The following is a 26,859-nucleotide window of genomic DNA, read 5'->3' on the forward strand; positions in this document are numbered from 1 at the left end:
CTTCTTCTCTCCTCAACGCGCCAGCCAGCCGCCATCCACCGGCACCACCGCGCCATGCATGTAGTTCGACGCCGGCGCCAGCAGGAACACGGCGGCATCGCCAATGTCTGCCGCTTCGCCCCAGCGGCCGGCCGGTATGCGCACCAGGATGGCGGCGCTGCGGTCGGGATCGGCGCGCAGCGCCTGCGTGTTGTTGGTCTCGATATAGCCCGGCGCGATGGCGTTGACGTTGATACCCTTTCGCGACCATTCGCAGGCGAGCAGCCGGGTGATGCCGAGCACGCCATGCTTTGAGGCGGTATAGGACGCGACCCGTATGCCACCCTGGAAACTCAGCACCGAGGCGATGTTGACGATCTTGCCCTGACGCCTGCCGGCCAGGACACGCCTAGCAAAGGACTGGCAGAGCAAGAAAGCCGTCTTCAAATTGAGGTCCATGACGTCGTCCCAATCGGTCTCGCTGAGATCGACGGCATCGGCGCGCCGGATGATGCCGGCATTGTTGACCAGTCCGTCGAGCGGACCGCTTTCGTTCCAGATACGGTCGAGCAACGGACCCGCTGCCGACGTATCGGCAAGATCGGCGCTGACCGCCTCGAATTGTCCGCCCAAAGCGGCGACCCTGCTTGCCGTATCGTCCATCGACGAGCGGCCGACGCCGATCACCACGCCGCCGGCGCGTGCGATCGACACCGCGATGCCCTGGCCGATGCCGGTGTTGGCGCCGGTCACCAGAATGCGCTTTCCGGCAAGGCTGAAGGCGGAGAGGTCGCTCACCGCAGATCGTCCAAGCTTACCGGATCGACATCGGTATAGTCGACATTGTCCCCGGCCATCGCCCAGATGAAAGCATAGTTGGAGGTGCCGGCGCCCGAATGGATCGACCAGCCCGGCGACAGCACCGCTTCCTCGTTGCGCACCACCAGATGGCGCGTTTCGTCCGGCTCGCCCATGAAGTGGAAGACGCGCGCCGTCTCGGCCAGGTCGAAATAGAGATAGGCCTCCATGCGCCGGTCATGCACATGGCACGGCATGGTGTTCCACACCGAGCCCGGCGCCAGCTGCGTCATGCCGACCACCAGCTGGCAGGTCTTTGCACCCTCGGCATGGATGAACTGGAAGATCGAGCGTTCGTTGCAGGCATCCTTGCTGCCGAGATCGAGGCGCTTGGCATCGCCGATGCGGATCAGCCGGCTGGGCCAGGCGTGATGCGCCGGCGCGCTGAGCAGATAGAATTTTGCCGGCACGCCCTTGTCCGCCGACGCGAACGACACGTCGGCTGTTCCCATGCCGAGATAGAGCATGTCGCGCGCCTGCAATTCAAAGGACTGGCCGCCGGCCTCGATAACGCCTGCCTCACCGATGTTGACGGCGATCAGCTCGCGGCGGTCGAGGAAGTTCTTGGTGCCGGTCGGCTTGATCGCTTCCAGTTGAAGCGGCAAGCCGGTCGGCACGGCGCCGCCGACGATCATGCGGTCGTAATGGGTGTAGGTTAGGCTGATGCGGCCGGGCTGGAACAGGCCGTCAATGTGGAAATTGTGACGCAGCTCATCGGTTGCCATCGCCGCGGCGGCGACCGGATCGATGGCAAATCGTGAGGTGAAGTCGGTATGGCTCTGGCTCATTATAGTCCTGACTTGAGATGATTATTCGCCGCTAGCGGCGGCTTTGACCGAGTCGGTGTAGAAAGCCTGACGCGCATGGAGGCGCTCGCGGTAGCGCTGCTGGCTGGCGGTGAGGTGTTTCCGCATCGCCTCACGCGCAGCCTCGGCATCGCCCGATGTAATGGCGTTGAGGATCACCAGATGCTCGCGCTGCAGCCCGCGCTGGTAGCTGTCGGACTGCACAAGCTCGGTCGACCAGGGAGAAGTCACGTCGCACGGAATGGCACGCCGGCCGAGCACGTCGAGCATCTCGACATAGAACGGGTTGTTGGTGGCGCTGGCGATCGCGCGGTGGAAGGCGAGGTCGGCCGGGCCGGTCGGCTCGCTGGCGAGCAGCAGCCGCTCGAACTCGAAGAACGCTTCCTGGATCGCCGCCTCCTGCGCGGCGTTGCGGCGGATGGCGGCGATCCCGGCCGATTCGATCTCGATCGCAAGCCGCACTTCGAGGACGTTGAGCGCGATCGAATCCTTGCTGCCCATGTCGGCGGCCAGCGCGCCGAACATCGTCGAGATGTGCTCGGTGACGAAGACGCCGGCGCCCTGGCGCGGCTCGACCAGCCCATCGGCGGCAAGCTTGGCCAGGGCCTCGCGGATGACGGTGCGGCTGACGCCGAAGGTCTCGGTCAGCTGGCCCTCGGTCGGCAATTTGTGGCCAGGCTGAATCTCGCCCGCCTGCAGCTGCCTGCGGATCGCCGCGACGACGGTTTCCGACAGTTTGGGTTTTCTCTCGACCTTGAGGTCGGTTGCGGCAGCGGACACGTGGTGGTCTCCTTAAGCAATCCCGGAAAAGCGTGAAACGTTTTCCGTCCGGAATTGCGTCAAAACTCTAGTGGAACAGGCTCGGCAGCCACAATGAGATCTCCGGTATGTAGGTGACAAGCATCAACACGACGAAAGCCGCGCCGTAGAACGGCCAGATCGAGCGCATCGCCGTCCAGATCGGGATCCGTCCGATGGCGCAGCTGACGAACAGCACCGCCCCCACGGGTGGCGTGCACAGGCCGATGCCGAGATTGAGGATCAGGATGACGCCGAAATGCACGGGGTCCACGCCATAGGCCATCACCACGGGCAGGAAGATCGGCGTGGTGATGATGATCAGTGGCGACATGTCCATGAACGTGCCGAGGATGAGCAGCACCACATTGATCATCAGCAGGATGACCAGCTTGTTGTCGGACACGGACTGCAGGAAGGCGACGAGCGCGGCGGGGACCCTGAGATAGGCCAGCAACCAGCCGAAGGCGGCAGCACAGCCGATGATCATCAGCACCATTGCCGTCGTGCGCACGGCCGCCGTTGTGGCGGCGACGAAGTCGTTCCAGCTCATCGAGCGGTAAATGACAAGCGTCACCAGGAAAGCGTAGACGATGGCGATGCACGAGCTTTCAGTGGCCGTGAAGATGCCGGAGCGGACGCCGCCGAAGATAATGCCGATCAGGACCAGGCCTGGAATCGCGGCGACAAGCAGTTGCAATGCGCGGCCGAAACCCGCGAACGGCTCGGTCGGATAGCCGCGACGGCTGGCGACCCAATAGGCGGTGATCATCAGAGACAGCGCCAGCAGCAGGCCGGGTATAACGCCCGCGGTGAACAGGTCGGCGATCGAGATGCGCCCGCCGGCAGAGATTGAATAGATGATCATGTTGTGCGAGGGCGGGATCAGCAGCGCAATGATGGCGCCGACGGAGGTGATGTTGACGGCATAGTCGATGCCATAGCCGCGCGCTTTCATCTGCGGGATCATCAGCCCGCCGACCGCCGAAGCATCGGCCACGGCCGAGCCGGAAATGCCGCCGAACATGGTCGAGGCAGCGATGTTGACCTGCCCCAGCCCGCCACGCAGGTGACCGACCAGGGAACCGGCCAGCGCCACCAGCCTGGCTGCGATACCGCCACGCACCATCAGGTCGCCGGCGAAGATGAAGAACGGGATGGCCATCAGCGAAAATACGCTGACGCCGGAGTTGAGACGCTGGAACACCACGAGCGGCGGCAGGTCCAGCACCAGCACCGTCGCGAAGCTGGCGACGCCGAGGCAGAACGCGATCGGTGTGCCGATGATCAGCAGGAAGACGAAGGTGCCGAACAGAACCGTCAGTGCCATCACAGACCCTCCTCGCCCGTGGCGTACTGATCAGCATCGACCGGCAGTCCTGCAAACCGCCCGGCCAGCCGCTCAAGCGAAAACAGGCAGACAAGCGCGCCGCCCAGGATGACCGGCAGGAAACCGACGCCGCCCGGGAAGGCAAGAGACGGCATCACCGTGTTCCAGGTCAGCCTGGCAAGCTGGACACCGTAGACGATCATGCCGGCGCCGAAGGCGAGCACGACGATGTCCGAAATGCTGCGCAGCACCGCCTTGGCGGCGGTCGGCAGGAAATAGAGCAACACATCGAACCCCAGATGGGTGCGCTCGCGAACACCGACCGCTGCCCCCAGGAAGATGAACCAACCCATCAAAAGCACCGAGAAGGGTTCCGTCCAGCTTGGCGAACTGTTGAGGATATAGCGTGAAAATACCTGCCAGAAGATGATCACCGTCATCAGGGTCAGCCCGATGCCGCTGACCCACAGCGCAAGCTTCGCCAATCCTGACAGCAGCCGCTCTATTGCGAGCCAAAATGGTTTCATATGCGCGCCTCCCCCGGATGATGGCGCGGACAACGCGCCATCATTAGCCACGAACGAATTTACTTGGTTGCCTGGATACGCGACGCGAGGTCTTTCAACTCGGGCGTCGACAGATACTTGTCGTAGACCGGCTTCATCGCATCGATCAGCGGCTGTTTGTCGATCTCGCTGACCTTGACGCCGGCCTTCTCGACAATGTCGCGCGACTTCTTCTCCTGCGCGTCCCACAATTCGCGCATCTTGACGACGCTGTCTTTTGCCGCTTGCCGGACGATCGCCTGGTCTTCCGGCGTGAGCTTGTCCCAGCTCGCCTTCGACATCACCAGCACTTCCGGAACGATCTGGTGCTGGTCCATGGTGTAGTGCTTGGCAACCTCGTAGTGCTTGGCGGATTCGAAGCTCGGCCAGTTGTTCTCGGCGCCGTCGATGACGCCCGTCTGCAAAGCCGAATAGACCTCGCCATAGGCCATCGGCGTGGCATTGGCGCCCAACGCATTGACCATGTCGACGAACACATCGGACTGGATGACACGGAATTTCATGCCCTTCATGTCGGCCATCGAAGTGATGTCCTTCTTGGTGTTGTAGAAGGAGCGCGCGCCGGAATCGTAGAAGGCGAGGCCGACGAGGTCATGCGCCTCGAAAGCCTTCAGGATCTCATCCCCGATCGGCCCATCCATCACATGCCGCATATGATCGACCGATCGGAACATGTACGGCAGAGACGGAACCGCCGTTTCCGGAACGACGCCGTTGAACGGTCCCATCGAGACGCGGTTGAGGTCGATGACGCCGGCCTGGGTCTGCTCGATCGTGTCCTTTTCCTCTCCGAGCTGCGCCGAATGATAGACCTCGACCGAATAGCGGCCATTGGTACGCTGCTTGATCAGGTCGCCCATGTATTTGACCGCCTCGACGGTCGGATAGCCGTCGGGATGGGTATCCGATGACCTCAGCACGGTGTCGGCATTGGCAATGCCGACCAGCAGCGAGCCGAAGGCAAACGTGGCCGCCGTCAATTTCGAAAAATGCAACATGACTTCCTCCCTTTTAAGATCGTAGCGCCCGGCTCAGAGCCGGTACGCCTTCTTCGCAAGCGTGTAGGCAAGCTCCCGCGCCAGCTCATGCGCCTCGTCTTCGCGCAGCCTGTGCTCGGCGACGAGACGCGCGAGGAACGCGCAGTCGACCCGGCGCGCCACATCGTGACGCGCCGGAATGGATGGAAAGGCGCGGGTGTCGTCGTTAAAGCCGACGGTGTTGTAAAAGCCGGCCGTCTCGGTGGTCATCTCGCGGAAGCGCCGCATGCCTTCCGGGCTGTCGTGAAACCACCAGGCAGGCCCGAGCTTCAGCGCCGGATAGACGCCGGCAAGCGGCGCCAGTTCGCGCGCATAGCTGGTCTCGTCGAGCGTGAAGAGGATGATCGTGAGGTCGCGCTCCAGCCCGACGCAGTCGAGCAGCGGTTTCAGCGCCGTCACATAGTCGGTCCGGGTCGGGATATCGAAACCCTTGTCGCGGCCGAACTTCTGGAAGATCGCGGGCGAATGGTTGCGCCAGGAGCCGGGATGTATCTGCAGGACAAGCCCATCGTCGAGGCTCATCTTGGCCATCTCCGTGAGCATCTGAGCGCGGAACAGTTTCCGCTCGCGCTCGTCGTCGGAACCACGGCGAATCCGATTGAACAGCTCCTCGGCCGCCGCTTCGGAGAGATTGGCGGTCTCCGCCGTCGGATGGCCGTGGTCGGACGAGGTCGCGCCAAAACTCTTGAAGAAGGCGCGCCGTTGGCGGTGCGCATCGAGATAGCCAGTCCAGTTGCCGGTGTCGCAGCCGGCGATTTCGCCGAGCCGGTCGAGATTGGTTGAAAACCCCTCGAAGTCTGGATCGACGACCGCGTCAGGCCGGTAAGCCGTCACGACGCGGCCCTGCCAGCCACTGTCGCGGATCATCTGGTGCCATTTGAGATCGTCGAGCGCGCCCTCGGTCGTCGCGATGACCTCGATATTGAAGCGCTCGAACAGCGCGCGCGGGCGGAAATTCTCCCACTGCAGCAGCGTTGCGATGGTGTCGTAGTGGCTGTCGGCGGTCGCCGCGGTCAGCGGTTCGCCGATGCCGAACAGATCGGCGAGCACATGATCGAACCACAGCCGGGTCGGCGTGCCCCGAAACAGATAATAGTGCTCGGCAAAGCGCCGCCAGATCGCCCGGCCGTCGGTCTCCACCGACGCGCCGTCGAGCGTCGCCACGCCGAGATCCTCGAGGCGAACCCCCTGGCTGAACAGCATGCGGAAGATGTAGTGGTCCGGCACGATGAGCAATTGCGCCGGATCCGGGAACGGCTCGTTCAGCGCGTACCAGCGCGGATCGGTGTGACCATGCGGGCTGACCAGGGGCAGATCCTTGATCCCGGCATAGAGATCGCGGGCGATCGAGCGCGGATGCGCCTCGGCGGGAAAAAGCAAATCCGCATTGGTCAGTGCCACGATCATCCTCCCAGACGGCCATTTGGTAGGGTCGACAAGAAATAATGTCAACATACAAAAACTCGCTTGTTGTATGATGACTTTCAATCCCATTGTGTGGCAGAAGTCTGGATGTTACGCCGCTTGCCGACCACTCCCCGAGGGCGATTTCATGCCATCCGAACAGACCAGCCGCGCCACGACGACCAAACGCCTTTCATCGATAACGGCGCGGACATTGCCGGCTTCGATCGCGACGCCTTCGTATGATCGCAGCCGCGTCGTCCCGGGTATCGTGCATCTCGGTGTCGGCGCCTTCCATCGCGCCCATCAGGCAGCTTATATCGACGATTGCCTGGCGGCAGGCGAGACAGGCTGGGGTATCGTCGGTGTGTCGCTGCGCAGCGCCGACACGCGCGACGCGCTCATGCCGCAGGATGGGCTCTATACGCTGGCAATCAGAAGCAGTGGAACCGAAAAGCTTCAGGTCATCGGCTCGATCGCCGCGATGCTGGTGGCGCCGGAAGACCCAAGCGCGGTGCTGGCCGCGCTGACCGATCCGCGCACGCGCATCGTCACGCTGACGATCACCGAAAAGGCCTATCTGCGGGCGGCTGGCGGTGGATTGGACGCCGCCCATCCCGATATCGTCAACGACCTGGCAAATCCGAAAATCCCGAAGACGGCGCATGGTTTCCTAACCGAGGCGCTTGCCCGGCGACGCGCCGCCGGCACGCCGCCCTTCACCGTGCTGTGCTGCGACAACCTGCCGGCCAACGGGGCCACGCTGCACCGGCTGCTGATTGAATTCGCCGAAATGCGAGATGCCAGGCTCGGCGCGAAGGGCGATGCCACACTCGCCAAACACATCGCCGATGCGGTCGCCTTTCCGTCGAGCATGGTCGACCGCATCGTACCGGCGACCACAGATGCCGACCGGGCGCGGATCGCTGTCGAGCTTGGCGTCGAAGATGCTTGGCCTGTTATGACCGAGCCATTCTGCCAGTGGGTAGTCGAAGACAATTTCCCAGGCGGCCGCCCGGCCTGGGAACGGTTCGGCGTCACCATGGTCAACGACGTCAGGCCCTTCGAGGACATGAAGCTACGCCTGCTCAACGGCTCGCATTCGGCCATCGCCTACCTCGGCCTGCTCAGCGGCCATGCCACCGTCGATCGCGCCTTCGCCGATCCGGCGATACGGGCCTTTGTCGATGCGCTCTGGGCTGAGGCCATTCCAACGCTGCCAAAGAATGCCGGGCTGGCTACGGCAAGCTATACGGCTGAACTGGCCGAGCGTTTTTCGAACACCGCTCTCGCCCACCGCACGGCGCAGATCGCCAATGACGGCAGCCAGAAATTGCCGCAGCGCATCGTCGCTTCCGCCCTGGAGAGCATCGAAGCCGGCGCTGTGCCCGAACACCTGACACTGGCGATCGCCGCCTGGATCGCGGCCTGCGAAGCACGCGGCAAGACCTTGCCGGAGAGCCATTTCACCGATCCGCTTGACGCGGCGTTGACAGCAATCGGCGACAAGCGCCTGTCGGCCGCGGAAACCGTCGTGTCGGTTTTTGATCTGGCTGGCTTTGCCAAGGAGGAGTCCGGGCGCGCAAATGTGATGGATCTCACGACCGCCCATCTCGAACAGCTACGCCGTGGCGGACCGGCAGCTGCCTTCGCTGCATTGGGCATCTAACAAAAAAGCGAGGCAAGGCCCCGCTTTTCGATCAATCGTCTGAAGCAAACTTTACGCCGGCAAGATGGCAGCTTCCAGCGTGGTGAGCTGGCTAAGGAACTGTTCAGCCTTGCTTCGCACCTGGTCGTCCTTGGCGTCGGCGGCGTCTTCCCTGGCTTCCTGGATGCGGCGCGCGAGATCGGCGCGGTCGACATCCTTCACCGCGACAGCCGATTCCGCCAGCAGCGTGCAGCCGGCCGGAACGATGTCGGCGAAGCCGCCGAACACCACATAGCGTTCTTCGCCGCCCGCCGCAGTCTTCACCGTGACGACACCCGGCTTGATCGTGGTCATGACCGGAGCGTGATGCGCCATCACGGTCATCTCGCCTTCGGCGCCCGGAATGACGACGGATTCGACCTCGGCGGAAACCAGCAGGCGCTCCGGCGAGACCAGTTCGAACTTGAAAGCTTCAGCCATGTCAATTTAGCGAATAGCGAATAGCGAGTAGCGAGTAGTCAGAAGAATTCGCCGGCCCATATTCCCTATTCGCTACTCCCTATTCGCTATTCGCTTGATTACGCCGCTTCAGCCGCCAGGCGCTGTGCCTTCTCGACCGCTTCCTCGATGCCGCCGACCATGTAGAAGGCAGCTTCCGGAAGGTGATCGTAATCGCCGTTACAGAGGCCCTTGAAGCCCTTGATGGTATCGGCGAGGTCGACCAGCTTGCCCGGCGCGCCGGTGAACACTTCGGCGACGAAGAAGGGCTGCGACAGGAAGCGCTCGATCTTGCGGGCGCGAGCCACGGTCTGCTTGTCCTCTTCCGACAGCTCGTCCATGCCTAGGATGGCGATGATGTCCTGCAGCGACTTGTAGCGCTGGAGGATCGACTGCACCTGGCGCGCGACGCCATAATGCTCGTCGCCGACGACCAGCGGGTCGAGCATGCGCGAGGTCGAATCGAGCGGATCGACGGCCGGATAGATGCCCTTTTCGGCGATGGCGCGGTTGAGCGTCGTCGTCGCGTCAAGGTGGGCGAACGAGGTCGCCGGCGCCGGATCGGTCAAGTCGTCGGCGGGCACGTAGATGGCCTGCACCGAGGTGATCGAGCCCTTGGTGGTGGTGGTGATGCGTTCCTGCAGCGCGCCCATGTCGGTGGCAAGCGTCGGCTGATAGCCGACCGCCGACGGGATACGGCCGAGCAGAGCCGACACTTCCGAACCCGCCTGCGTGAAGCGGAAGATGTTGTCGACGAAGAACAGCACGTCCTGGCCCTGGTCACGGAAATATTCGGCAACCGTCAGGCCGGTCAGGCCGACGCGGGCACGCGCGCCCGGCGGCTCGTTCATCTGGCCGTAGACGAGTGCGGCCTTGGAGCCTTCGCCGCCGCCCTTCTTGTTGACGCCGGATTCGATGAACTCGTGATAGAGATCGTTGCCTTCGCGGGTGCGCTCGCCGACGCCGGCGAACACCGAGTAGCCGCCATGCGCCTTGGCGATGTTGTTGATCAGTTCCTGGATCAGCACGGTCTTGCCGACGCCGGCGCCGCCGAACAGGCCGATCTTGCCGCCCTTGGCGTAGGGAGCCAACAGGTCGAGCACCTTGATGCCGGTGATCAGGATCTGTGCTTCCGTAGACTGCTCGACATAGGTCGGAGCCGGCTGGTGGATGGAGCGCATTTCGATCGCGTCGACAGGGCCTTCTTCGTCGACCGGCTCGCCGATGACATTGATGATGCGGCCGAGCATGCCCGGGCCGACCGGCACGGTGATCGGCGCGCCTGTGTCACGCACGTCCTGGCCGCGAACCAGACCTTCGGTCGAGTCCATGGCGATGCAGCGCACGGTGTTTTCACCCAGATGCTGGGCAACTTCGAGCACGAGGCGGTTGCCGACATTGGTCGTCTCGAGCGCGTTCAGGATCGCCGGCAGGTGATCGCCGAACTGCACGTCGACAACGGCGCCGATGACCTGGCGAACCTTGCCTACAACGCCGGTTGCCTTGCTGGCCACGGCGGCCGTCTTGGCCGGAGCTGCCTTCGCTGCTGGAGCCTTGGCCGCCGCCTTCGCGGGGGCTGCGGTCTTCGCGGCTGCTGCCTTCGGAGCTGCCTTCTGGGGGGTCGCTGCTTTCGCCATCGTCTTTACCCTTTTTCGTCCTTTGTTTCTCACGCGGTCCGGTCGCGGGTCGATGACCCGCGGACCGCGCCTAGAGCGCCTCGGCGCCCGAAATGATTTCGATCAGTTCCTTGGTGATCTGCGCCTGCCGCTGGCGGTTGTAGGTGATCGACAGCTTGTTGATCATCTCGCCGGCGTTGCGCGTCGCATTGTCCATGGCGCTCATCTTGGCGCCCATTTCGCCGGCCGCGTTTTCGAGCAGCGCCCGGAAAACCTGCACCGAGATGTTGCGCGGAATGAGGTCGGAGAGAATTTCGCCCGGCTCCGGTTCGTATTCATAGACGGCGTTTCCGCCATCCGTCACTTCCGCCTGAGCCGAAGCAACGCCCGCCGGAATGATCTGCTGCGCTGTCGGAATCTGGCTGATCACCGACTTGAACTGCGAATAGAACAGCGTGCAGATGTCGAAGCTGCCCTCGTTGAAGAGCTGGATGACCTTCTTGGCGATGGCATCGGCGTTGACGAAACCAAGCGTCTTGACCTCGCGCAGATCGACGCGGTCGATGATCAGCGACGCATAGTCGCGGCGCAGGATGTCGAAACCCTTCTTGCCGACGCAGATGATCTTGACGTGCTTGCCGTCGGCCAGCAGCTTGCGGATATGGTCTCGCGCGTGACGGGCGATCTGTGAATTGAAGCCGCCGCACAGGCCGCGCTCGGCAGTGCAGACGACGAGCAGATGCACGTCATCCTTGCCAGTGCCGGTCATCAGCGCCGGGGCATCGCCGCCGCCGCCGATTGCCTGGGTGATGTTGGCCAGCACGGAACCCATGCGCTCCGAATAGGGGCGCGCCGCTTCCGCGGCCTCTTGCGCGCGGCGCAGCTTCGCCGCGGCGACCATCTGCATCGCCTTGGTGATCTTCTGCGTCGCCTTGACCGAGGCGATGCGGTTACGAAGGTCTTTTAATGAAGGCATGCTTCAAACCTGATCCCGTCTTGTCTCATCCCGACTGGCGCTTCGCTCAGGCGAAGGTCTTGGCGAAAGCGTCGATCTCGGCCTTCAGCTTGGCGCGCAGATCGTCCGACAGCGCCTTTTCCTTGCGGATGGCGTCGAGAATGTCCTTGCCGGCTGCACGCATGTGGCTGAGCAGGCCATGCTCGAACTTGCCGACCTGATTGACCGGCAGTTTGTCGAGATAACCATTGACGCCGGCGAAGATCACCGCGACCTGCTCTTCCGTCTTCAGCGGCGAAAACTGCGGCTGCTTGAGGAGTTCGGTCAGGCGCGACCCACGGTTGAGCAGGCGTTGCGTGGCGGCATCGAGATCCGAGCCGAACTGCGCGAAGGCCGCCATTTCGCGATACTGCGCAAGCTCGCCCTTGATCGACCCGGCAACCTGCTTCATCGCCTTGATCTGCGCGGCCGAGCCGACGCGGCTGACCGACAGGCCGACGTTCACGGCAGGACGGATGCCCTGGAAGAACAGGTTGGTTTCGAGGAAGATCTGGCCGTCGGTGATCGAGATCACGTTGGTCGGGATGTAGGCCGACACGTCGTTGGCCTGCGTTTCGATAATCGGCAATGCGGTCAGCGAACCACCGCCCAGATCGTCGTTGAGCTTGGCGGCCCGCTCGAGCAGGCGCGAATGCAGGTAGAAGACGTCGCCGGGATAGGCTTCGCGGCCCGGCGGGCGGCGCAGCAGCAGCGACATCTGGCGATAGGCGACGGCCTGCTTCGACAGATCGTCATAGCTGATCAGCGCATGCATGCCGTTGTCGCGGAAGTACTCGCCCATGGTGGCGCCGGCGAATGGCGCCAGGAACTGCATCGGCGCCGGATCGGAAGCGGTAGCGGCGATGATGATCGAATATTCGAGCGCGCCGCGCTCTTCCAGCACCTTGACGAACTGCGCGACGGTCGATCGCTTCTGGCCGACGGCGACGTAGACGCAGTAGAGCTTTTCCTTCTCGGGGCCGTTGTCGTGCACCGACTTCTGGTTGAGCATGGTGTCGAGGATGATAGCGGTCTTGCCGGTCTGGCGGTCGCCGATGACCAGCTCGCGCTGGCCGCGGCCGACCGGGATCAGCGCATCGATGGCCTTGAGGCCGGTCGACATCGGCTCGTTCACCGATTTGCGCGGGATGATGCCGGGCGCCTTGACGTCGACGCGCTTGCGCTCGACTGCCTTGATCGGGCCCTTGCCGTCGATCGGATTGCCGAGCGCGTCGACGACGCGGCCGAGCAGGCCGGGGCCGACGGGAACGTCGACGATGGCGCCGGTGCGCTTGACGATGTCGCCTTCCTTGATGTCGCGGTCGGCGCCGAAGATGACGACGCCGACATTATCGGCCTCGAGGTTGAGCGCCATGCCGCGGATACCGCCCGGGAATTCGACCATCTCGCCGGCCTGGACATTGTCGAGGCCGTAGACACGGGCGATACCGTCACCGACGGACAGCACCTGTCCAACTTCGGAGACCTCGGCCTCCTTGCCGAAATTCTTGATCTGGTCTTTCAGAATTGCGGAAATTTCCGCGGCGCGGATGTCCATCAGCCGACCTCTTTCAGTGCAAGCTTGAGCGAATTGAGTTTGGTTTTGAGCGACGTATCTATCTGGCGCGAGCCCATCTTGATCACCAGCCCGCCAAGCAGCGACGGATCGACGGTGACGGAGATGGCCACGTCCTTGCCGGCAACGCTCTTCAGCGCGGCCTTGAGTTCGGTCTGCTGGGCTGCCGTCAGCTCATGTGCCGAAGTCACTTCGGCAGCAGTCTCGCCACGATGTTCAGCTGATATCTGGCGGAACGCCCTGATCATGCCGGGAATGGCGAACAGGCGGCGGTTGCGGGCGACGACTCGCAGGAAATTGCCGGTGAGGCCGGCAATCCCGGCCTTGTCGGCGATCGCCGCGATGGCTTTGGCCTGATCCTCGCTGGAAAACACCGGGCTGTTGATCAGCCCGGTAAGATCGGCGCTGCCTGCCAGCATGGCTTCGAAGCTATTGAGGTCGGCTTCGACCTTGGCGACGGAATTTGCCTGCAGGGCGAGTTCGAACAGCGAACCCGCATAACGTTCTGCGACACCTGAGATTGGCGATGACGATTGAGCCACGGACCGTCTTTTCTCTTGTCTGACAGGCCGTAGATTGTTGGCGCGAGCAAAAACTCTGGCTAAATCTTTGACCTTACTGCATTTTTTCGAGCACGGAGGCGCGGCTTCCGCTATCCCCGGCCGAAAGTCGATTGCCGTCTAGCACAGGCATTTTAAGACCGCAATGCGTCGTTCCGCATGGTTTTCAGGCACTATTGTCGCATCCGGCGAAAGTCGCCGCCCTTCCATCGCGGAATACCTAACGATTCAAGGCAGAAAGCCAAAGGCGAAGGCAAGCGGCAGCGCCGCCAGGGCCAATTCCACCACGATGGAAACCCAATTGAATGGCGTGTTGGCGCCATCCGACATCATCGACAGCAGCCGACCAAAGGCGGTGAACAGCCAGGAGAAGCCAAGCGTCATGTAGATCAGCGGCTGCGCCAAGAGGATGCAACACAGGCCGACGCCCAGATAGAAGCCCGACATTCTGCCGCGTCCCTCGGCGATCGCCGCAGCCTTCTCAGGCTTGGCCTGCAAGCGCAGGGCACGAAAGGCGAGGCCAGGTGCCAGAAAGAACAGAAGTCCGAGCAGCACGGTAATGACGGCACTCGACCAGGCCAGCCATTCGCCCTGGCTCGTCGGCCACGGAAGCGCAAAATCCATCTTGTCCCCTCAAAATGCCTGTTTGCAATTTCGGGGCATTCTAGCGGAGGAAAAACCCGGCGCCAGATGGCTCTCGGCACTTTGGGCGAAACACGTCAACTGAGGGCAAATTCGATCGCCGCCTCGGCATGGATGCGCGTCGTGTCGAAGACCGGGATGTCGAAGTCCTGCTGGCCGATGAGCATGGTGATCTCGGTGCAGCCCATGATGACGCTGTCGGCGGCCCCTTCGCGGCGCAGGCGTTCGGTCTCGGCGATATAGGCCGCCTTGGAGGTTTCGGTGACGATGCCCTGGCACAGTTCGTCGTAGATGACGCGATGGATCATGTCTCGCCCGGCCGCATCGGGCACGACGGAGCTCAAGCCAAATTTGTCGGCGAGCCGGCCCTTGTAGAAATCCTGCTCCATGGTGAAACGCGTCGCCAGCAGTGCCGGGCGCTGCATGCCGGCACGCTTGACTGCCACCGCCGTGGCGTCGGCGATGTGGATCAGCGGGATCGACACCGACGCCTGCACCTGGTCGGCCAGTTTGTGCATGGTGTTGGTGCATAGAAGAAGGCCTTCCGCGCCGCCGGCCTCGAGCTTGCGCGCCGCTTCGACAAGAAGCACGCCGGCGCCCTCCCAGTCGCCGTGGTGCTGCCGCTCGGCGATCTCAGCGAAGTCGAACGACCACAGCAGCAATTTGGCCGAATGCAGCCCGCCCAGCCGCTCGCGCACGATCTCGTTGAGCAGGCGATAGTAGATGGCCGTCGATTCCCAGCTCATGCCGCCCAGAAGGCCAAGGGTTTTCATAAGGGCTGTTCCTTTGCCGTATAATTCCTATATTATGACCACATGAGACCACAAGGAGATTTGCCGTGAGAACGATGCAGGTTCGGGAGGCCAAGGCAGGGTTCTCGGCGCTCGTCGAGGCCGCAGAGAGCGGAGAGCCCACCATTATCACAAAGCACGGCAAGCCGGCAGCGGCCGTCGTCTCGGTCGAGGACTTACACAAGCTTTATCCAGCCAAGCGTCGAAACTTCGGGGAGTTTCTCCTGACCTATCCGGGAGGGATCGAGCTTGAAAGGAACGAGTCACCGTCGCGGGATATCGACCTTTGAGCGGTTATCTTCTCGACACTTCCCTCTTATCCGCGTTCGCTCCCGGCAGGCCGGCGCTTGCGAAAGGTGTCGCCAATTGGATTGTAGCACAAGGTGAAAAGCAAACGCTCTTCATACCGGTTATTGCGATCACCGAAATCGAGAAAGGCATACGCAAGCTCGATCGCGCTGGGGCCAAAAACCGCGCGGACAGCCTCACCGTCTGGCTCAACGACACCATTGAGGGATTTGCAGATCGGATTCTAGCGGTCAATGCCGATATAGCGCGAAGAGCGGGCCGAATGGAGGAAGCAGTCTCTGCGAAAGGGAAGAATCCGGGCTTGGCGGACATACTGATCGCTGCTACGGCGGTAGCTAACGGGCTCACCGTAGTTACAGCAAACGTCAGGCATTTTGAAGCGCTTGACGTTTGGTGCTGGAATATACTGCAAGACCCGCCGAGCCTCGACTGATCATTTTTACAAAAAGCTCTGCGGGTCGATATCCACCTGCACCCGGACCGAGCCGCGCTGCTTCGGCCCGTTCGCCAGCATGGCCCTGATAAAACCTTGCATGTCGGCACGCCGTTCGCCCTGGATCAGCAGGCGGAAGCGATGGCGGCCGCCGAGCAGTGACAATGGCGCCTCGGCTGGCCCCAGTACGAACAGATCGGTGGCCTCCGGCGCGGCGCGGCGCAGGCCGCGTGCATGGCCCTCGGCTTCGGCTCGCGTCACCGCGCTGACGATGACACCGGCGAGCCGGCCGAAGGGCGGCAGCGCGGCCCGCTCGCGCTCGGCGATCTCCCGCTCGTAAAAGGCCTCGGCGTCGCCGGAGACGATCGCCCGCATCACCGGATGGTCGGGCTGAAAGGTCTGTAGCAGGCCGAGGCTCTTTTTGCCGGTACGGCCGGCGCGGCCGGTTACCTGGCTGAGCAGCTGGAACGTGCGCTCGGCGGCGCGCGGATCGCCATTAGCAAGGCCGAGATCGGCATCGACGACGCCGACCAGCGTCATGTTGGGGAAATTGTGGCCCTTGGCGACGAGCTGCGTGCCGATGACGATGTCGGCCTCGCCATTGGCGATCGCCTCCAGCTCCAATCGCAGCCGCCGCACGCCGCCCATCAGGTCGGAGGACAAAACGATGGTGCGCGCGTCGGGAAAATGCGCGACGACCTCTTCGGCGATGCGCTCGACACCTGGCCCGCAGGCGACCAGGTGATCGAGCGTGCCGCATTCCGGGCAGGCTTCGGGGCGGCGCTCATTGTGTCCGCAATGATGGCAGACCAACTGGCCGCGAAACCGGTGCTCGACCAGCCAAGCCGAGCAGACCGGGCAGCCGAAGCGATGGCCGCAGACCCGGCACAGCGTCAGCGGCGCATAGCCACGCCGGTTGAGGAACAGCAGCGACTGTTCCTTCCTCTCCAGCGTCTGGCGCATCTGGTCGAGCAGCACCGGCGACAGGAAGCCGCCGCGCGCCGGCGGCGCCCGCCGCATGTCGACCGCCTTCAGGTGGGGAAGTGCTGCCTCGGCGAAGCGGGCGGAGAGCACCGCCCTGGCGTAGCGCCCCTGGCTGGCATTGACCCGGCTTTCGACCGATGGCGTCGCCGACGCCAGCACGACCGGAAAGCTACCGATATGGCCGCGCACCACCGCCATGTCGCGCGCATTGTAGAAGACGCGGTCCTCCTGTTTGTAGGCAGGATCGTGCTCCTCGTCGACGACGATTAGGCCGAGCTCCTTGAACGGCAGGAACAGCGCCGAGCGCGCGCCGGCGACGACCCGCACGCCGCCCTCCGCCACTTGCCGCCAGACTTTTTCGCGCATCCGCGGCGGCAGGTCGGAATGCCATTCGCCCGGCTTGGCGCCGAAGCGCTGCTGGAAGCGCTCGAGAAAGGCATGCGTCAGCGCGATTTCCGGTAGCAGGATCAACACCTGCTTGCCCTGGTCGAGCGCGGCCGCCACCGCCTCGAAATAGACCTCCGTCTTGCCCGATCCGGTAACGCCGTCGAGCAGTGCGACATTGAACACGCCGGCTGCGACATTGGCGCGCAGCATCATCGCCGCGTCGCTCTGGTCCGGCATCAGTTCCGGTGTGGCGTAGATGGAATCGGGCGCGGCCACCACCGGGCGCGGCGGGATCATCACCGTCTCGAAGACGCCTTGCGCCCTCAGGCCGTCGATCACCGTCGACGACACGCCTGCGGCATGAGCCAACCCGGACCGCGTCCAGGCAAGGCCGCCTTCGGCCGTCTCCAGCACCCGCTCCCTGGCGGCCGTCATCCGGTCGGGCACCAGAAGCGTGCGCTGCAGCCCCTCGATCCATGGTTCGGGATCGAATGCTTCCGGTGCCCTGAGCAGCATGCGCGCCACCATGCCCGGCGGCGACAGCGTGTACTGCGCCACCCAATCGACGAAACGGCGCATCGCGCGGTCGATCGGCGGACAGTCGAAGACCTGCTCGATGGGGCGCAGCTTCTTCGCATCGACCTTCTCGATCGCGCCGTCCCAGACGATGCCCGCAACTTGGCGCGGGCCGAGCGGCACGCGCACGATCGAGCCCGGCACCACGTGCATGCCGGTGGGCACGGCATACGTGTAGGGGCGTTCGGCGGGCATCGGCACCAGCACCGGTGCGGCTGCGACAAAGGGCGAATCTTCGATCATGAGGCGTGACCTTGCCCTGACTTTGGTCTAGATCAAAGGCCGACCCCGAATGTGCATGGCATGCACATAAAAATCTTCAGGAGACCTGCCATGAAATTTTTTGTCGACACCGCCGATATTAAGGATATCCGTGAGCTGAACGATCTGGGACTGCTCGATGGCGTTACCACCAACCCGTCGCTGATCCTGAAATCCGGCGGCAAGATCTCCGAGGTCACCAAGCAGATCTGCGACATCGTCGAAGGGCCGGTGTCGGCGGAAGTGGTGGCCACCGAATTCAAGGCCATGATGGCGGAGGCCGAGACGTTGGCCAAGATCGCGCCCAATGTCTGCATCAAGGTGCCGCTGACGCTCGACGGGCTGAAGGCCTGCAAGACGATCCGCACCCAGATGAACCGTATGGTCAACGTCACGCTGTGCTTCTCGGCCAACCAGGCACTGCTGGCGGCCAAGGCCGGCGCTTCCTTCATTTCGCCCTTCGTCGGCCGTGTCGACGACACCGGCGCGGACGGCATGGAGCTGATCCAGGAGATTCGGCAGATCTACGAAAATTACGATTTCCAGACCGAGATCCTCGTCGCTTCAGTCCGCACGGTGAACCATGTCAAGCAGGCAGCCCTGATCGGCGCCGACGTTGTTACCGCGCCGCCGGCGACCCTGAAGGCGCTGGTCAACCATCCGTTGACCGACAAGGGCCTCGCCGCCTTCCTCGCCGATTGGGCCAAGACCGGCCAGAAGATAGGCTGAGCGATCCGATATCCGATACGAAAAAAGGCCGGGCATCCGGCCTTTTTTATGCGCCGCAGCTTGAAGCGACGGCCGATCAATCCGTGCCGTCATCGTCAGGCGCAGTTGCCGACGGGCGCCGCCCCATGACGATTTCGCGTTTACCGACATGGTTGGGTGCGCCGACCAACCCTTCCTTTTCCATGCGTTCGACCAGGGATGCGGCGCGGTTGTAACCGACGCCCAGGCGGCGCTGGATGTACGACGTCGAACACTTCTTGTCGCGCACCACTACCTTGACCGCCTCGTCGTAGATGGAATCACTGTCTTCGGCTGCAACCGATCCCTTGTCGAAGACCGCGCCTTGGTCGGCTTCGGCTTCTTCGTCATCCTCGTCGGCTGTCACGGTTTCCAGATATTCAGGCCGGCCCTGCGCCTTCAGATGCGCCACGACATGCTCGACCTCCGCGTCGGAGACAAAGGGACCATGCACGCGGGAGATGCGTCCCCCACCCATCATGTGCAGCATGTCGCCCTGGCCGAGCAGCTGTTCGGCGCCCTGCTCGCCAAGGATGGTGCGGCTGTCGATCTTGGACGTCACCTGGAAGGAAATCCGGGTCGGGAAATTGGCCTTGATGGTGCCTGTGATGACATCGACGGAAGGGCGCTGCGTTGCCATGATCAGGTGAATGCCGGCAGCGCGCGCCATCTGCGCCAGACGCTGGATGGCGCCTTCGATCTCCTTGCCGGCGACCATCATCAGGTCGGCCATCTCGTCGACGATGACGACGATGTAGGGCATCGGCGCAAGGTCGATTTCCTGCTGTTCGAAAAGCGGCTCGCCGGTGCCCTTTTCGAAACCGGCCTGCACGGTCATGACAACGGTCTCGCCCTTGTCACGGGCAGCGGCCGCGCGCTCATTGTAGCCATCGATGTTGCGCACACCGAGTCGAGCCATCTTGCGATAGCGGTCCTCCATTTCGCGCACCGCCCACTTGAGCGCGGTGACGGCTTTCTTGGGGTCCGTGACGACGGGCGTCAGAAGATGCGGAATGCCGTCATAAACGGAGAGTTCGAGCATCTTGGGATCGACCATGATCAGCCGGCATTCCTCCGGCTTCAGCCGGTAGAGCAACGACAGGATCATGGTGTTGATGGCAACCGACTTGCCGGATCCGGTGGTTCCGGCCACGAGCAGGTGAGGCATCTTCGCCAGTTCGGCGATGACCGGTTCACCGCCGATCGTCTTGCCCAGGCAAAGCGCCAGCTTGCAACTGGTCCTGCGGAAGCCCTCCGATTCGATCAGCTCGCGAAAATAGACGGTTTCGCGCGTCTCGTTCGGAAGCTCGATGCCGATGACGTTGCGACCAGGCACGACGGCGACGCGCGCCGAAATCGCCGACATGGAGCGGGCAATATCATCGGCAAGCCCGATGACACGGGAGGATTTTACTCCCGGCGCCGGCTCGAACTCATAGAGCGTGACGACTGGGCCGGGGCGAACATGAATGATCTCGCCGCGCACACCGAAATCCTCGAGCACGCTTTCCAACAGATCAGCGTTCTGCTCGAGCCGCTCCTGCGACATGTAGAAGCCTTGCCCCTCAGGGGGCTGCTGCAACAGCTCCTCCGAAGGAAGCTCATAAAGTTCGCCCGCGGTTGACAGCACAATATTCCCGGCCCTTGGCAAGCGCGGAGAGCGAGCGCCGGCGACCCTGACAGTGACGTCCACGCCTGGCGCGGCCGGCGTAGGAACGGCATCGCTTTTAGCAGTGAGGATTGCGGCAGCGTCGGCTCGGGGCGGAATGCCCGCAGATACGTCAGGCTGGACGACGGCCTGGTTCGAGTTAGCCGGCAAAACGTCCGGCAACGACTTCGATGTCTGACCTGGAAGCCATTCGATGATGCGAAACAGCGAGGTGGCATCGGTCACCATCGGCGAGCGGTTGTCGAGCCGCTCAGCGGCGATGACAGGCGCTGCGGCGACCGGTGCAGGCGAAGTTGGGCTGGCCTGCCGGGCCTGTGACGAAACATCGACCAGATACGGCGGCATAGCCTCGAAGAAGGCGTGATCCGAAAGATAGGGCCAGCGCAGTTTTTCGGCAGCGGCCGGTTTGATCGGCGCGCCCGGAGCGGCAGCCGCGCGCGCGGAAGCTCGTCCCGTTGCTGCAGTCACCGAAGCTACGACCCTCTCCTTCTCTCTGGCCCGTCCCGGAAGGGCGAGAGCCGCAGCCGGCGGTGACGGCCTTTGCGTGGCGGCTCCGCGGCCGGCCAACGGCTGGGAGGCATGGCTTTTCACCGAGGCCGGCAACGCCAGGAGCGAGGGCGCGGAGGATGCCTGATCGACCATGGCTTGCGCGACTGTTTGCGGCGTGGGGAGCGCGTCTGCATCGCCTTGCTCGGCAACACGCTCGTGCTGCGGGCGTTGCTTCTTGGCTTCATAGTCTGGTGTGCGGGTGAAACGCACGTTGGGCGCGAGGAAGAAGTATTCCTGCCAGGCAGGACTTTCGATATCGCCGTTTTTCAAGGACGCGTTGCTCGCCTCCGCGCCCCTTGGCTCCATATAGGGCCGCCTGTTGCCGCCGAGATCGACAATCGGCGCGGAATAGCCGACCTGGTGCGTGCCGGGCTGCCGGCCATCCAGTCCCTTGTGGGCCGGACGATCAAGATCGCCTGTCGCGGCTGAAGACGTTCGCTGCCCACCCTTGTCGCGCTTCACCTCGGGATCATCGGGCGATGCTGCCTTCAACAGATTGACCCGGGAAAAACGCCTGGCTTCCATTCTCAAGACTCACTCTGAATTGCCTGCCGAGCAATAGGGAGCGAGTGGTTAACAGTTGCTTCCCGAATGGATCGCCGACGATCCTTGGACAGCAAAATCGTCGTGACGGCCTCCGCGAACGACGCAGCCGAATCGTCATCCACAGCGCACGCCGTGGCGCGATCTGCCCGCTGTGCTGGGGCGGCTGATGGCGTCTCTTCGCGGCGATGCAGGACGTCTCTATCCGGGAAACTGATCGTGATCTCACGATCATCCCACCATGCTCGGGCCGCTAGGCCGATGGCCGCGCTAGCTGGCCTTGGCGTGCCTGACCAGATCCTGGGCGATGGACAATTGCAGCGCTTCGGCCAGTTCGCGCGCGGCGCGATTCTCGGCGTCGATCTGCGCCCGGTATGCGGCGAACTCCTGACGCGGCCTGTCAAAGGACGAGGTGATCGAACGCTTGCCGGATGCGATGACCACACCGGTCTTCACATCGGACAGCGTATAGTTGCCGGTCAGCGTCACGGAACCGGCGGTCGGTTCGTCCTCGTTGGTCCCAACCTGCACAAGTGCCGCGGATTCGACGGCTTCGGTCACGCCGAGATTGAGCGAATAGGCCGGTGAGGCCGGCTCGCCGGCACCTCGTCCAAACCCGAAAATCAGATCGTTGCGCACCTGCTGGGCATAACGCGAGCTGACCGGCTTGATGGCGATCGAAGCCAGTTCGGCACTGGCGCTCGCCTGCGAACCCGACAGCGACGCGCTCGAATAGAGCGGCCGCACCGTGCAGGCCGAGACAAGCGCGAGCGAGCCGACCAGGCCGGCGAACGCGATATGGCGCAGCACACGGCTCAACCCTGTCTTTTCCCGATCAGGCAACGACATTGACGATCCTCTGCGGCACGATGATCACCTTGCGCGGAGCCTTTCCTTCGAGCGCTTTCTGCACGAAGTCGAGAGCCAATACCGCTTTTTCGACCGCACCTTGGTCCGCGTCGCGGGCAATTGTCAAATCTCCCCGCTTCTTGCCGTTGACCTGCACCGGATAGGTGACTTCGTTGTCGACGACCAGCGCCGGATCGAACGCCGGCCACGGCCGTTCGGCAACCAGATCGGTGCCGCCGAGCGTTTCCCAGCACTCCTCTGCCAGATGCGGCATGACCGGTGCGATCAGATGCACGAGAATCTCCACGGCCTGCCGGGAGGCACCCTTGAGCGCTGCATCAGCCTTGCCTTCGGCCACCTCGTTGAGCGGCGAGGTCAGCGCGTTGGCCAGTTCGTACATGCGGGCGATGGCGCGGTTGAAAGCCAGCTTCTCGATATCCTCACCGACCGCCTTCAGGATCTTGTGCGCGGCCTTGGAAACCACAGCGGCCTCGCCGCTGCCAGCGCCCGCGGGCTCGATGCCGGCCAACGTTTCGGCCGCTGTCGACACCAGGCGCCAGATACGCTGGATGAAGCGATGCGCGCCGGCGGCGCCATCGTCGGTCCATTCAACGTCGCGCTCTGGCGGCGAATCCGACAGCATGAACCAGCGCGCCGTGTCGGCGCCGTAACCATCGGTGATGTCTTCCGGGCTGACCGTGTTCTTCTTCGACTTCGACATCTTTTCGAGCGGGCCGATCGTCGCCGTCTCGCCCGTAGAGATCTCGATGGCGCGACGCTTGCCGTCAACGTCTTCCAGCCGAACCTCGGTGGGCGCCAGCCAGCGGCCATTCGATGCCGAGCCGACGCGATAGGTCTCGTGCACCACCATGCCTTGCGTGAACAGCCCTTTGAACGGCTCGGCCAGATCGACATGACCGGCCTCGCGCATGGCACGGGTGAAGAAGCGGGAATAGAGCAGGTGCAGGATCGCGTGCTCGATGCCGCCAATATACTGGTCGACAGGCAGCCATTCATTGGCCGCCATGGGATCAGTCGGTTCATGCGCCCAGGGTGCTGTGAAGCGCGCGAAATACCAGGACGAATCGACGAAGGTGTCCATCGTGTCGGTTTCGCGCCGCGCATCTCCACCGCATTGCGGGCATTTCACATGCCGCCATGTCGGATGCCGGTCGAGCGGATTGCCCGGCCGGTCGAAATCGACATCGTCGGGCAACTTGACCGGCAGGTCGGCTTTCGGCACCGGCACCACGCCGCAATCCTCGCAATGGATCATCGGGATCGGGCAGCCCCAGTAGCGTTGGCGCGAAATGCCCCAGTCGCGCAGGCGGAAATTCACCTTGCGCTCCGCCATCGGCCGGTTGCCGATGGTCTTCTGTTCCAGCAGCTTCGCCACCTCGTCGAAAGCCTGATCCGGCTGCATGCCGTCGAGGAAGCGCGAGTTGATCATCACGCCATCGTCGACAAAGGCTTGATCGATGATCTGGAAGCTTGCCGGATTCTCGCCTTCCGGCATCACCACCGGGATAACCGGCAGGCCGTATTTGTTGGCGAAGTCGAGGTCGCGTTGGTCGCCGGACGGACAGCCGAAGATGGCGCCGGTGCCGTATTCCATCAGCACGAAATTGGCGACATAGACAGGCAGCGTCCAACTGTCGTCAAACGGATGGACGACGCGGATACCGGTGTCAAAGCCCTTCTTTTCAGCCGTCTCAAGCGCCGCCACCGAGGTGCCCATATGGCTGATATCCTCGATGAACTTCGCCAGCGCCGGATTGCCCTCCGCAGCCTTCTTGGCCAGCGGATGATCGGCGGCGACAGCCATGAAGGAAGCGCCGAAGATGGTGTCGGGCCGTGTCGTATAGACTTCCAGCTCATGCTCGCCACCGACAGCATCTGCCAGCGGCCAACGGATCAGCAGGCCTTCCGAGCGGCCGATCCAGTTCTGCTGCATCAGCTTCACTTTTTCCGGCCATTCCTCGAGGCCGTCGAGCGAATCCAGCAGATCCTGCGCAAAGTCGGTGATCTTGAAGAACCACTGCGTTAGTTCGCGCTGTTCCACCAGCGCGCCCGAGCGCCAGCCGCGCCCGTCGATGACCTGCTCGTTGGCGAGCACGGTCATGTCCTCCGGATCCCAGTTGACCTTGGAGGACTTGCGCGTCACCAGCCCCTTCTCGACGAAATCGAGGAACAGCATCTGCTGGCGATGGTAGTAGTCGACGTCGCAGGTGGCGAATTCGCGCGCCCAGTCCAGCGACAGGCCCATGACCTTGAGCTGCTCGCGCATGGTGGCGATGTTTTGATAGGTCCATTCCTTGGGATGGACCTTGTTCTGCATCGCCGCGTTCTCGGCCGGCATGCCGAACGCGTCCCAGCCCATCGGGTGCAGCACATTGAAACCCTTGGCCCGCTTGTAGCGTGCCACGACGTCACCCATCGTGTAGTTGCGGGTGTGGCCGATATGGATACGCCCCGACGGATAAGGGAACATCTCCAGCACGTAGTATTTCGGGCGCGGATCGTCATTTTGCGCTTCGAACAGCTTCTTGGCGTCCCAGGCCTTCTGCCATTTGGGCTCTGACGCGCGCGGATTGTATCGTTCGGTTGCCATGGGATTATTTTCACTTAAAAGCATGCGCGAACTGCGGGCAACGGCTCGGCAGTTCAGGGAATGTGGTCCGGGTGTTCACCATGGTTTGGCAAACCCGTCAACCATATGGGTATCGCGTCTGACAAAAACGCGGGCCAAATCAGCAGGATTTGCATATGGGCGACGCCGTTCAGCAGTTTTTCACGGTCAAGGCCAGGATTGCCGCGGCGGAACAAGAGGCTGGCCGCCAGGCTGGAGCGGTGACGCTGGTCGCCGTTTCCAAGACTTTTGACGCCGCCGACATCCGCCCGATCATCGAGGCCGGCCAGCGCGTCTTCGGCGAAAACCGGGTGCAGGAAGCGCAAGGCAAATGGCCGGCGCTGAAGGAGGCATTTGCGGATATCGAACTGCATCTGATCGGCCCGCTGCAGTCGAACAAGGCGAAGGAGGCGGTGACGTTGTTCGATGTCATCGAGACGGTCGATCGCGAGAAGATCGCCGCCGAACTTGCCAAGGAGATCGCCAGACAAAGCCATGCGCCAAGGCTTTATGTCCAGGTCAACACCGGCTCCGAGCCGCAGAAGGCCGGCATCGAGCCGCGCCAGGCCGTCGCCTTCGTCGCCCGCTGCCGCGATGTGCACGGGCTCGCCATCGAGGGCCTGATGTGCATTCCGCCAGCTGACGAAAATCCGGGTCCGCACTTTGCCCTGCTGGAGAAGCTTGGCCGAGAGGCTGGCGTCGCGAAGCTGTCGATGGGCATGTCCGGCGACTACGAGAATGCGATCGCCTTCGGCGCCACCAGTGTCAGGGTCGGTTCCGCGATCTTCGGCATTCGATAGCCATTGATAGTTGCAGTTCGAGTGCGGCATTTTTTGCTGCCTCACCGCAACAATGCTATATCTAGCCAAGCTAGCTAGGAAGCATTCTCATGAACTGGCATCTTCAGGACGCAAAGAACAATTTTTCCAAGGTGGTTCAACGCGCGCGCAGCGAGGGACCGCAGACGGTGACCCTGCGCGGCGAGCGCGCGGCAGTGGTGCTCTCTGCGGAAGACTACGACCGCTTGGCCGGAAAGAAGAAAAGCCTTGCTGAGTATCTTTTGACTGGCCCGGTCTGGGACGATGATTTCGCCGAGGAGGTCAACCGTCGCTCGGATACGATGATTCGGGATGTCGACCTCTGATGTACCTGCTCGACACGAACATCGTTTCGGACGTGCAGAGGCGGCTACCCAAGCCGACTGAATGGCTTACTTCGGTGGATCCGACATCGGTGAGCCTCAGCGTCATTACCCTTGGCGAGATCGAGCGTGAGATCGTCAAGCTACGCAAGGTCGACTCCGAAAAGGCAACGCGCCTCGATTTGTGGCTACGGGAGCTGCGGCGGGATAACGCCGACCGCATTCTTGCCGTTACGGAAGATGTCGCGTTGGCCTGGGGGCGCATCACTGCTGGTCGTACAAGGGGCAGCGCCGACACGCTCATCGCGGCAACCGCGCTTGTCCATGACCTCATTCTCGTGACCCGCAATGTTGCCGACTTTGATAATACCGGCGTGACGGTCTTCAATCCCTGGGTGATCTGACCCGTCCCACATTGCCACAAACCCCGGAGGTTGGATGCGGCAGCCGCGTCACAGCATCGCATTGCGATGCCGCGCCCCCTCCCTACCTCCGTCGGAGACCCTGAGCGACCGTCATGGCCGTTCCTTTGCAATGTCGAAGGAGGGCATCATGAACAACGAACACCTTTCCCACAAACAACCCCGTGACCGGCCTCACAACCGGCATGTCTCCGACCGGCTGCATCCAGATATCTATGGTGCGATGGCTGGACTTGCCGGATGGTACGCACTGTCCG

At 62.9% G+C, this 26,859-nt stretch carries 25 protein-coding genes; 7 read left to right on the forward strand and 18 right to left on the reverse strand.

Annotation, left to right across the window (positions count from 1 at the left end):
* Positions 1 to 12: 12 nt before the first annotated feature.
* From kduD to uxaC, 7 genes are all read right to left on the reverse strand, one after another.
* Positions 13 to 777 (reverse strand): 2-dehydro-3-deoxy-D-gluconate 5-dehydrogenase KduD, encoded by a 765-nt coding sequence (kduD, locus tag NKJ01_RS25270; RefSeq protein ID WP_352731974.1) that lies wholly within the window; start codon positions 775 to 777, stop codon positions 13 to 15.
* The gene (kduI, locus tag NKJ01_RS25275) at positions 774 to 1,625 is read right to left on the reverse strand and encodes a 5-dehydro-4-deoxy-D-glucuronate isomerase (protein WP_352731976.1); all 852 of its coding nucleotides are present in this window, start codon (positions 1,623 to 1,625) and stop codon (positions 774 to 776) included. Before kduI ends, kduD begins: the two co-directional genes overlap by 4 nt.
* A 21-nt stretch (positions 1,626 to 1,646) precedes the next feature.
* The gene (locus NKJ01_RS25280; protein ID WP_023762486.1) at positions 1,647 to 2,423 is read right to left on the reverse strand and encodes a FadR/GntR family transcriptional regulator; all 777 of its coding nucleotides are present in this window, start codon (positions 2,421 to 2,423) and stop codon (positions 1,647 to 1,649) included.
* A gap of 67 nt (positions 2,424 to 2,490) precedes the next feature.
* Entirely contained in the window at positions 2,491 to 3,771 is a 1,281-nt protein-coding gene (locus NKJ01_RS25285; RefSeq protein WP_352606339.1) for a TRAP transporter large permease, read from the reverse strand.
* Positions 3,771 to 4,298 carry a TRAP transporter small permease gene (locus NKJ01_RS25290; RefSeq protein WP_031261209.1) on the reverse strand — a complete coding sequence of 176 codons (528 nt, stop codon included), beginning with the start codon at positions 4,296 to 4,298 and terminating at the stop codon, positions 3,771 to 3,773. The genes NKJ01_RS25285 and NKJ01_RS25290 overlap by 1 nt, the downstream gene beginning before the upstream one ends.
* A gap of 59 nt (positions 4,299 to 4,357) precedes the next feature.
* Positions 4,358 to 5,335, reverse strand: a complete 978-nt coding sequence (locus NKJ01_RS25295) for a TRAP transporter substrate-binding protein (protein ID WP_023762489.1) — start codon at positions 5,333 to 5,335, stop codon at positions 4,358 to 4,360.
* Between the two features lie 33 nt (positions 5,336 to 5,368).
* Entirely contained in the window at positions 5,369 to 6,781 is a 1,413-nt protein-coding gene (uxaC, locus tag NKJ01_RS25300) for a glucuronate isomerase (protein WP_502898135.1), read from the reverse strand.
* A 145-nt stretch (positions 6,782 to 6,926) separates the two neighbouring features.
* Here uxaC and NKJ01_RS25305 point away from each other — a divergent pair, with 145 nt between their 5' ends.
* The gene (locus NKJ01_RS25305) at positions 6,927 to 8,447 is read left to right on the forward strand and encodes a mannitol dehydrogenase family protein (protein ID WP_352731980.1); all 1,521 of its coding nucleotides are present in this window, start codon (positions 6,927 to 6,929) and stop codon (positions 8,445 to 8,447) included.
* A 51-nt stretch (positions 8,448 to 8,498) separates the two neighbouring features.
* On the opposite strand, the gene NKJ01_RS25310 is transcribed toward NKJ01_RS25305, so the two are convergent.
* The 7 genes from NKJ01_RS25310 to NKJ01_RS25340 form a co-directional block, all read right to left on the reverse strand.
* Entirely contained in the window at positions 8,499 to 8,906 is a 408-nt protein-coding gene (locus NKJ01_RS25310; RefSeq protein ID WP_352731983.1) for a F0F1 ATP synthase subunit epsilon, read from the reverse strand.
* A 98-nt stretch (positions 8,907 to 9,004) separates the two neighbouring features.
* Positions 9,005 to 10,561, reverse strand: a complete 1,557-nt coding sequence (atpD, locus tag NKJ01_RS25315) for a F0F1 ATP synthase subunit beta (RefSeq protein WP_352731985.1) — start codon at positions 10,559 to 10,561, stop codon at positions 9,005 to 9,007.
* Positions 10,562 to 10,631: 70 nt separating this feature from the next.
* Positions 10,632 to 11,516 (reverse strand): F0F1 ATP synthase subunit gamma, encoded by an 885-nt coding sequence (locus tag NKJ01_RS25320; RefSeq protein WP_352731988.1) that lies wholly within the window; start codon positions 11,514 to 11,516, stop codon positions 10,632 to 10,634.
* A gap of 46 nt (positions 11,517 to 11,562) precedes the next feature.
* Positions 11,563 to 13,092, reverse strand: coding sequence for a F0F1 ATP synthase subunit alpha (gene atpA, locus NKJ01_RS25325; protein ID WP_023762495.1), 1,530 nt, complete (start codon positions 13,090 to 13,092; stop codon positions 11,563 to 11,565).
* Complete coding sequence (locus tag NKJ01_RS25330; protein WP_352731991.1) at positions 13,092 to 13,652, reverse strand: F0F1 ATP synthase subunit delta; 561 nt, start codon at positions 13,650 to 13,652, stop codon at positions 13,092 to 13,094. Before NKJ01_RS25330 ends, atpA begins: the two co-directional genes overlap by 1 nt.
* Before the next feature lie 246 nt (positions 13,653 to 13,898).
* The gene (locus tag NKJ01_RS25335) at positions 13,899 to 14,294 is read right to left on the reverse strand and encodes an AGROH133_08824 family phage infection protein (RefSeq protein WP_352731993.1); all 396 of its coding nucleotides are present in this window, start codon (positions 14,292 to 14,294) and stop codon (positions 13,899 to 13,901) included.
* 95 nt (positions 14,295 to 14,389) lie between these two features.
* Complete coding sequence (locus NKJ01_RS25340) at positions 14,390 to 15,085, reverse strand: aspartate/glutamate racemase family protein (RefSeq protein ID WP_352731995.1); 696 nt, start codon at positions 15,083 to 15,085, stop codon at positions 14,390 to 14,392.
* Positions 15,086 to 15,159: 74 nt separating this feature from the next.
* Here NKJ01_RS25340 and NKJ01_RS25345 point away from each other — a divergent pair, with 74 nt between their 5' ends.
* On the forward strand, positions 15,160 to 15,393 hold the full coding sequence (locus NKJ01_RS25345; RefSeq protein WP_502898134.1) for a type II toxin-antitoxin system Phd/YefM family antitoxin: 234 nt from the start codon (positions 15,160 to 15,162) through the stop codon (positions 15,391 to 15,393).
* Positions 15,390 to 15,845: a type II toxin-antitoxin system VapC family toxin gene (locus tag NKJ01_RS25350; RefSeq protein ID WP_352732000.1), complete on the forward strand. Its 456-nt coding sequence runs from the start codon at positions 15,390 to 15,392 to the stop codon at positions 15,843 to 15,845. The genes NKJ01_RS25345 and NKJ01_RS25350 overlap by 4 nt, the downstream gene beginning before the upstream one ends.
* Positions 15,846 to 15,851: 6 nt before the next feature.
* Here NKJ01_RS25350 and NKJ01_RS25355 read toward each other — a convergent pair whose 3' ends face one another.
* Positions 15,852 to 18,035, reverse strand: a complete 2,184-nt coding sequence (locus NKJ01_RS25355) for a primosomal protein N' (RefSeq protein ID WP_352732003.1) — start codon at positions 18,033 to 18,035, stop codon at positions 15,852 to 15,854.
* A gap of 90 nt (positions 18,036 to 18,125) precedes the next feature.
* On the opposite strand from NKJ01_RS25355, the gene fsa reads away from it, so the two are divergent.
* Positions 18,126 to 18,782, forward strand: a complete 657-nt coding sequence (gene fsa, locus NKJ01_RS25360; protein WP_023762502.1) for a fructose-6-phosphate aldolase — start codon at positions 18,126 to 18,128, stop codon at positions 18,780 to 18,782.
* Between the two features lie 76 nt (positions 18,783 to 18,858).
* On the opposite strand, the gene NKJ01_RS25365 is transcribed toward fsa, so the two are convergent.
* The 3 genes from NKJ01_RS25365 to leuS form a co-directional block, all read right to left on the reverse strand.
* The gene (locus tag NKJ01_RS25365; RefSeq protein WP_352732005.1) at positions 18,859 to 21,543 is read right to left on the reverse strand and encodes a DNA translocase FtsK; all 2,685 of its coding nucleotides are present in this window, start codon (positions 21,541 to 21,543) and stop codon (positions 18,859 to 18,861) included.
* A 288-nt stretch (positions 21,544 to 21,831) separates the two neighbouring features.
* Positions 21,832 to 22,410, reverse strand: a complete 579-nt coding sequence (gene lptE, locus NKJ01_RS25370; protein WP_352732008.1) for an LPS assembly lipoprotein LptE — start codon at positions 22,408 to 22,410, stop codon at positions 21,832 to 21,834.
* Positions 22,397 to 25,021 carry a leucine--tRNA ligase gene (gene leuS, locus NKJ01_RS25375; RefSeq protein WP_352732010.1) on the reverse strand — a complete coding sequence of 875 codons (2,625 nt, stop codon included), beginning with the start codon at positions 25,019 to 25,021 and terminating at the stop codon, positions 22,397 to 22,399. Before leuS ends, lptE begins: the two co-directional genes overlap by 14 nt.
* 155 nt (positions 25,022 to 25,176) lie before the next feature.
* Here leuS and NKJ01_RS25380 point away from each other — a divergent pair, with 155 nt between their 5' ends.
* From NKJ01_RS25380 to NKJ01_RS25390, 3 genes are all read left to right on the forward strand, one after another.
* On the forward strand, positions 25,177 to 25,839 hold the full coding sequence (locus tag NKJ01_RS25380; RefSeq protein ID WP_352732012.1) for a YggS family pyridoxal phosphate-dependent enzyme: 663 nt from the start codon (positions 25,177 to 25,179) through the stop codon (positions 25,837 to 25,839).
* Between the two features lie 89 nt (positions 25,840 to 25,928).
* Positions 25,929 to 26,183, forward strand: coding sequence for a type II toxin-antitoxin system Phd/YefM family antitoxin (locus NKJ01_RS25385; RefSeq protein WP_023762507.1), 255 nt, complete (start codon positions 25,929 to 25,931; stop codon positions 26,181 to 26,183).
* Positions 26,183 to 26,584 carry a type II toxin-antitoxin system VapC family toxin gene (locus tag NKJ01_RS25390; RefSeq protein ID WP_352606308.1) on the forward strand — a complete coding sequence of 134 codons (402 nt, stop codon included), beginning with the start codon at positions 26,183 to 26,185 and terminating at the stop codon, positions 26,582 to 26,584. Before NKJ01_RS25385 ends, NKJ01_RS25390 begins: the two co-directional genes overlap by 1 nt.
* Positions 26,585 to 26,859: the final 275 nt, after the last annotated feature.

Source organism: Mesorhizobium sp. M0276 (assembly GCF_040321755.1).
Lineage (GTDB): Bacteria > Pseudomonadota > Alphaproteobacteria > Rhizobiales > Rhizobiaceae > Mesorhizobium.

Excerpts from the sequence above, each read along its gene's own strand:
- NKJ01_RS25295 (WP_023762489.1), bottom strand. The coding sequence starts at position 5,335 with ATGTTGCATTTTTCGAAATTGACGGCGGCCACGTTTGCCTTCGGCTCG.
- NKJ01_RS25305 (WP_352731980.1), top strand. The coding sequence starts at position 6,927 with ATGCCATCCGAACAGACCAGCCGCGCCACGACGACCAAACGCCTTTCA.
- atpD (WP_352731985.1), bottom strand. The coding sequence starts at position 10,561 with ATGGCGAAAGCAGCGACCCCCCAGAAGGCAGCTCCGAAGGCAGCAGCC.
- NKJ01_RS25345 (WP_502898134.1), top strand. The coding sequence starts at position 15,160 with ATGCAGGTTCGGGAGGCCAAGGCAGGGTTCTCGGCGCTCGTCGAGGCC.
- NKJ01_RS25320 (WP_352731988.1), bottom strand. The coding sequence starts at position 11,516 with ATGCCTTCATTAAAAGACCTTCGTAACCGCATCGCCTCGGTCAAGGCG.
- NKJ01_RS25390 (WP_352606308.1), top strand. The coding sequence starts at position 26,183 with ATGTACCTGCTCGACACGAACATCGTTTCGGACGTGCAGAGGCGGCTA.
- NKJ01_RS25380 (WP_352732012.1), top strand. The coding sequence starts at position 25,177 with ATGGGCGACGCCGTTCAGCAGTTTTTCACGGTCAAGGCCAGGATTGCC.
- NKJ01_RS25335 (WP_352731993.1), bottom strand. The coding sequence starts at position 14,294 with ATGGATTTTGCGCTTCCGTGGCCGACGAGCCAGGGCGAATGGCTGGCC.
- atpA (WP_023762495.1), bottom strand. The coding sequence starts at position 13,092 with ATGGACATCCGCGCCGCGGAAATTTCCGCAATTCTGAAAGACCAGATC.
- NKJ01_RS25385 (WP_023762507.1), top strand. The coding sequence starts at position 25,929 with ATGAACTGGCATCTTCAGGACGCAAAGAACAATTTTTCCAAGGTGGTT.
- NKJ01_RS25340 (WP_352731995.1), bottom strand. The coding sequence starts at position 15,085 with ATGAAAACCCTTGGCCTTCTGGGCGGCATGAGCTGGGAATCGACGGCC.
- NKJ01_RS25290 (WP_031261209.1), bottom strand. The coding sequence starts at position 4,298 with ATGAAACCATTTTGGCTCGCAATAGAGCGGCTGCTGTCAGGATTGGCG.
- NKJ01_RS25310 (WP_352731983.1), bottom strand. The coding sequence starts at position 8,906 with ATGGCTGAAGCTTTCAAGTTCGAACTGGTCTCGCCGGAGCGCCTGCTG.
- NKJ01_RS25355 (WP_352732003.1), bottom strand. The coding sequence starts at position 18,035 with ATGATCGAAGATTCGCCCTTTGTCGCAGCCGCACCGGTGCTGGTGCCG.
- fsa (WP_023762502.1), top strand. The coding sequence starts at position 18,126 with ATGAAATTTTTTGTCGACACCGCCGATATTAAGGATATCCGTGAGCTG.
- NKJ01_RS25285 (WP_352606339.1), bottom strand. The coding sequence starts at position 3,771 with ATGGCACTGACGGTTCTGTTCGGCACCTTCGTCTTCCTGCTGATCATC.
- uxaC (WP_502898135.1), bottom strand. The coding sequence starts at position 6,781 with ATGATCGTGGCACTGACCAATGCGGATTTGCTTTTTCCCGCCGAGGCG.
- leuS (WP_352732010.1), bottom strand. The coding sequence starts at position 25,021 with ATGGCAACCGAACGATACAATCCGCGCGCGTCAGAGCCCAAATGGCAG.
- lptE (WP_352732008.1), bottom strand. The coding sequence starts at position 22,410 with ATGTCGTTGCCTGATCGGGAAAAGACAGGGTTGAGCCGTGTGCTGCGC.
- NKJ01_RS25365 (WP_352732005.1), bottom strand. The coding sequence starts at position 21,543 with ATGGAAGCCAGGCGTTTTTCCCGGGTCAATCTGTTGAAGGCAGCATCG.
- kduI (WP_352731976.1), bottom strand. The coding sequence starts at position 1,625 with ATGAGCCAGAGCCATACCGACTTCACCTCACGATTTGCCATCGATCCG.